Source organism: Protofrankia sp. CiP1_Cm_nod4 (genome assembly GCF_982290645.1).
In genome coordinates this window covers 9,706-14,960 of sequence record NZ_CEVIVC010000073.1, presented here as the reverse complement: position 1 = coordinate 14,960, position 5,255 = coordinate 9,706, and the positions used below count along the sequence as shown (strand labels likewise).

General features: G+C 74.5%; 5 protein-coding genes. All 5 read left to right on the top strand.

All coding sequences use genetic code 11. From position 1 onward, the window contains the following. A partial coding sequence (locus AC5LSR_RS14830; protein ID WP_493468583.1) for a segregation and condensation protein A occupies positions 1-1,066 on the top strand: 1,066 nt, incomplete at its 5' end. 13 nt (positions 1,067-1,079) lie between these two features. Beyond that, entirely contained in the window at positions 1,080-1,799 is a 720-nt protein-coding gene (scpB, locus tag AC5LSR_RS14825) for an SMC-Scp complex subunit ScpB (protein ID WP_250281873.1), read from the top strand. 138 nt (positions 1,800-1,937) lie between these two features. Beyond that, positions 1,938-2,684 (top strand): pseudouridine synthase, encoded by a 747-nt coding sequence (locus AC5LSR_RS14820; RefSeq protein WP_250281870.1) that lies wholly within the window; start codon positions 1,938-1,940, stop codon positions 2,682-2,684. Between the two features lie 116 nt (positions 2,685-2,800). Continuing rightward, positions 2,801-3,928: a prephenate dehydrogenase gene (locus AC5LSR_RS14815; RefSeq protein ID WP_250281868.1), complete on the top strand. Its 1,128-nt coding sequence runs from the start codon at positions 2,801-2,803 to the stop codon at positions 3,926-3,928. A 371-nt stretch (positions 3,929-4,299) separates the two neighbouring features. Continuing rightward, positions 4,300-5,019, top strand: a complete 720-nt coding sequence (cmk, locus tag AC5LSR_RS14810) for a (d)CMP kinase (protein WP_445548326.1) — start codon at positions 4,300-4,302, stop codon at positions 5,017-5,019. Positions 5,020-5,255 lie beyond the last annotated feature (236 nt).

Below are 5,255 nucleotides of genomic sequence, written 5' to 3'. Positions count from 1 at the left end.
CACAGCGCCCGAAGGCGGTACGGCGGCGCCCGGGGCTGTGGCGCCGACCGGCCGCGGTGGGTCCAACAGGTCCTTCGTGGTCGAGCTCGCCAACTTCAGCGGGCCGTTCGACCTGCTGCTGTCCCTGATCGCCAAGCACAAGCTGGACGTCACCGAGGTCGCGCTCTCCCAGGTCACCGACGAGTTCGTGGCCCACATCCGCCGGCTCGGCCCCGGTTTCGACCTCGGGCAGGCCACCGAGTTCCTGGTGATCGCCGCGACCCTGCTCGACCTGAAGGCGGCCCGTCTGCTGCCGGGGGCGATCTCCGAGGACGAGGCGGCGGACCTCGCCCTGCTGGAGGCCCGCGACCTGCTCTTCGCCCGGCTGCTGCAGTACAAGGCGTACAAGGAGGCGTCGCTGCTGTTCGTGGGCCTGATGGCGCTGGAGGGCCGGCACGTCCCCCGGGCCGTGCCGTTGGAGCCGCGTTACGCGCAGGCCCTCCCCGAGGTGCAGATCGGTATCGGGCCGGCCGAGCTCGCCCGGCTCGCGGCCCGGCTGCGGGAGCCTCCGCTGCCCCCGCAGGTCGCCACCGACCACGTCCACCTGCCGAGGATCAACATCCGTGAGCACATGCTCGCCGTGCTGGAGAAGCTGCGTGAGCTCGGCAGCGCGTCGTTCCAGGCGCTGTGCGCGGACTGCCGGCAGACGATCGAGGTGGTCGCGCGCTTCCTCGCCCTCCTCGAGCTCTTCCGGGAGGGCCGGATCGCCTTCACCCAGGAGGTTCCGCTGGGAGAGCTGACAGTGCGCTGGCTGGCCGACAGTGTCTCCACGGCCTCCGCGGAGGCCGACAGTGCCTCCACGGCCTCTGCGCAGCCGTCACGGAGCACGGCGGACGGTACGGACGGCGGCTCGCTCGGTGACGTGTACGGCGGTGTGGGCAACGGCCCGGACCGCGCCGCCGGCGCCCCCACCGGCGTCCCCTGGGAGGCCGGCGCCGCCGGGAGCCCCGACGATCCCGGGGACGTCGACGACACCGAGCGAGCCGGGACCGGCGGGCGCCGGAAACGAGGATCACGACGGCGATGACGAGGGAAGCACAATGACCGCGGAGGCGGATCCGGCCACCGGTGGCGAAACCGTGGCGGCCGGCACCCCGGGCGAGCACGAGCCGGACGGGCGGAGCCCGGACGGGCCGGGCTCGGAGGAACCGGGCCCGGGCGGACGGAGCCCCGAGGAACGGGGGCCGGACGGGCCGGGCGCGGACGACGACGCGCCGCGGCCGCCGCTGCCGGCTCTCGTCGAGGCGATCCTGATGGTGGCGGAGAACCCGGTGCCGGTCACCGAGATCGCGGTGAGCCTGGGCGTTCCCGCTACCGAGGTCGAGCGCGTCCTCGTCGAGCTGGCCCTGGGCTACATCGCCGACGGCCGTGGCTTCAGCCTGCGCGACGTCGGCGGCGGCTGGCGTTTCTACACCAGCGAGGCGTGCGCCCCCTGGGTCGAGCGGTTCGTCCTCGCCGGGCAGAGCCCGAAACTGTCCCAGGCGGCGCTGGAGACCCTCGCGGTCGTGGCCTACCAGCAGCCGGTCAGCCGGGGGCGGATCTCGGCGGTGCGTGGGGTGTCCGCCGACGGGGTGATCCGTACCCTGACCGCCCGCCGGCTGGTCGAGGAGACCGGGACCGACCCCGAGACCGGTGCCATCCTGTACCGGACCACCGACTACTTTCTGGAACGGATGGGCCTGCGGCATCTCGACGAGCTGCCGCCGCTGGCCCCGCTGCTGCCCGGTATCGCCGACGTGGACGACATCGAGGGCCTGTGAACGACATCGAGGGCCCGTGAACGGATGCGGACGGAACGTGCGGGCGGGCCGGGGCCCCGATGGCGGATCGAGGGCAGGACCCATGACGGATCGAGGAACCGAAGAGCCGCCACAGGCTCGCGGACGGGACGGAGGCCCATGACGGCCGGTGACGCGAACGCCGAGGGCGTCCGCCTGCAGAAGGTGCTCGCCGCGGCCGGGGTCGGTTCCCGCCGGCACAGTGAGGAGCTGATCGCCGCGGGCCGGGTCCGGGTGGACGGCCGGGTGGTCGAGGCGCAGGGCATGCGGGTCGACCCGCAGACGGCGATCATCGAGGTGGACGGCGAACGGGTCGTCACCCGCTCGGGCCTGGTGCACCTGGCGCTGAACAAGCCTGTCGGGGTGCTCTCGGCGATGTCGGACGACCGCGGCCGGCCGACCGTCGCGGACCTGGTGGCCGACGCCGGCCCGGGGCTGTTCCACGTCGGGCGGCTGGACGCCGACAGCGAGGGCCTGCTGCTGGTGACCAACAACGGGGAGCTGGCCCACCGGCTGTCGCACCCGTCCTTCGAGGTCGCCAAGACCTATCTGGTCGAGGTCGCGGGGCCGGTCGGCCGGGACGTCCCCCGGCGGCTGCGCGAGGGGGTCGAGCTCGCCGACGGCCCGGTGCGCGCGGACGCCGTCCGGACCGTCGGCTCGGCCGGCTCCCGGGTCATGCTTGAGATCACCCTGCACGAGGGGCGCAACCGGGTGGTGCGCCGCCTGATGGACGCCGTCGACCACCCGGTGCGCCGGCTGGTGCGGACCAGGATCGGCCCGGTGCACCTCGGTTCGCTGCCGGCGGGCCGGACCAGGCACCTCTCCCGGGGCGAGGTCGGCGCCCTCTACCGCGAGGTCAGCCTGTAGCGAGGCCGGCGGGACGCGGGAGGAAGGCCCGCGGGGCGCGGGCGGGACACGCGGGACAACCAGCGGCCAACCCGCGGGAAACACCCATGGGCTGCTGACGAACATATGGTGGCTCGGTGAATGTCACGTCCGGCGCATCCCGGCCCGCCGGCCATGGGCCGCCGCCGCGGCGGGTGGGGATCGTCGGGTCCGGGCTGATCGGTACCAGCATCGGGCTGGCGCTGACCGGGCGCGGCGTCGACGTCCTGCTCGCCGACATCGACGCCGAGCAGGTGAAGGTCGCCGAGGTCATGGGCGCCGGCCGGCCCTGGCACGGGGAGACGGTCGAGCACGCGGTGGTCGCCGTCCCCCCGCACGCGGTCGCCGGGGAGCTGCGGCGGCTGCAGCGGGCCGGGATCGCCGGGACCGCCAGCGATGTCGCGAGCGTGAAGGCCAGGCCGATCGTCGAGGCCGTGCAGACGGGCTGCGACCTGTCGACGTGGTGCCCGGCGCATCCGATCGCCGGGCGGGAGCGCGGCGGCGCGGCCTCGGCCCGCGCCGACCTGTTCGCCGAGCGGACGTGGGTGCTCTGCCCACTGCCGCACACCTCGCCGGCCGCGCTGGCGGCCACCGTCGCGGTCGCCCATGCCTGCGGCGCCATACCGGTGCGCACGACGGCGGACCGGCACGACCAGGCCATGGCCGCCCTGTCCCACCTGCCGCAGGTGGTCGCGAGCCTGCTCGCCGCGGCCACCCCCGATCTCGCCGCCGGCGAGCTGGCGCTGGCCGGCCAGGGGTTCCGGGACGTCACCCGGCTGGCCGACAGCGATCCCGGCCTGTGGTCGTCGATCCTGGAGGGCAACCGCGGCCCGGTCGCGGCCCGGGCACGCGGCCTGGCCGGGCGGCTCACCCAGCTCGCCGACGTCCTCGACCAGGGCAGTGAGCAGGAGGTCATGCTGGCCGTCCGCGCGCTCATGGCCGGTGGCAACGCCGGCCGGGCGCTGCTGCCGCGCAAGGCCGGCGCGGTGTCCCGGCCGTGGGCGTGGGCCTGGGTGGGGGTGGTGCTCGCCGACCGGCCCGGCCAGCTCGGTGCCCTGTTCACCGCGATCGGCGACTGGCAGGTCAACGTCGAGGACATCGCCGCGTTCGAGCACAATCTCGACGCCCCGGCCGGCATCGTGGAGCTCGCCGTCGCGCCGGACATCGTCGACTCCCTGCTGGACAGGCTGGCCACGGCCGGCTGGACCGCCTACCGCCGCTCGTGACCGCCGGCTGTCAGCCACGGCGGGATGGCGGGAGGGCCGCCCTGCCCGGGCGCGACGCCGTCCTTCCCGGATGGACGGCCCCGGGTAGCCTGAGCCGGGTTGACCGCATCGGCGCCGGCTCGGGTGAGCATCCGGGCCGGGCCGGTTTCACCGCGTCGGTTGCCGACAGGTTTCTGGTGTAGACGGGTTTGTGGTTGTGGTGCAGATGTCGCGTCCGGACGGAGGAAACGGTGGAACACGACCGCGGTTGGCGTGAGCCGGTGGTTGCGTCGGTGACCGGCGCCCAGGAGGTGTCCGAAGATGCTGAGGGCCGCCGCGCCGGCTCCGCTGAGCCCTGGCGGCCCGACGGGCCCGCGACGGCCACGACAGGTGTGACGGGCGTGACGTCGCCGCAGCGGCTGGTCCGCGACGGGCTCGTCATCGCGGTGGACGGGCCCGGCGGGTCGGGCAAGAGCACGGTCGCCCGGGAGATCGCCCGCCGGCTCGGCCTGCGGTATCTCGACACGGGCGCGATGTACCGGGCGGTGACCCAGCTCGCCCTGGAGAGCCGCATCGACATCGAGGACCACGACGCGGTCGCCGAGCTCGCGGAGCGGGCGGTGCTCACGATCGGTACCAGCCCCGACAATCCGACGATCGCCGTCAACGGCGAGCCCGTGGACGACCTGATCAGGACCAGGGCGGTGACCAACGCGGTGAGCGCGGTGGCCGCGGTGCCCGCCGTCCGCCGGCGCCTGGTCGCCCGCCAGCAGCAGATCATCGCCGAGGCGTCGCCGGTGGGCATCGTGGTGGAGGGCCGCGACATCGGCTCGGTCGTCGCCCCGAACGCCCCCGTCAAGGTGTTCCTGACCGCCTCGACCGAGGTCCGGGCGCTGCGCCGGTCGCACCAGCTGGGCGAGCGCGGCGTCGACGACGTGGCCCGCACCCTCGCCGAACTCGGCCGCCGGGACGCCCTGGACAGCACCCGCGCCGCGGACCCGCTGGCCGTCCCCGACGACGCGATCGTGCTCGATTCGACCGCGCTGTCCGTCCAGGACGTCGTGGACGAGGTCCTACGGCACTGTGAGCAGGCGTCGGCCCGAGCGTCATGACGACGATCGAAGACCCCCGGGACGGCGCGCCGCGAGCCAGTGCGGCCGGCGTTCCCGCGACCAGCTCTCCCGCAACCGGCGGCCCACGGGACGACGCTTCGCGGGATGACGCTTCTACGACCGGCGGTGTGCGGGGTGACGCTCCGAAGGGCGATGCCCCCGCCGGTGCGCAGGGCGGTGTCGCACCGGGTGGTGCTTCGAGCGGCGATGTTCCCGAGACTGATGACGCGCAGGTT